Raw genomic sequence first — 211 nt, 5'->3', positions numbered from 1 at the left:
CCCCCACACCCTGAACTCCCGAAGCACCCCTACCCGAAAGGCAGTTCACGTGGAAACGCGTCAGCTCGGCAGGACCGGACTCCAGGTCACCCCCGTCGGCCTCGGCTGCATGGGAATGAGCTGGGGCTATGCCGAGTCCCAGCGCGACGACGCGGCCTCGGTCGACGTGATCCGGCACGCTCTCGACGCCGGCCCCGTCCTCCTGGACACC

The sequence above is a fragment of the Streptomyces beijiangensis genome (assembly GCF_017315755.1).
Classification (GTDB): domain Bacteria; phylum Actinomycetota; class Actinomycetes; order Streptomycetales; family Streptomycetaceae; genus Streptomyces; species Streptomyces beijiangensis.
The sequence above is the reverse complement of the archived record's forward strand: the minus strand, read 5'-3'. Positions refer to the sequence as shown.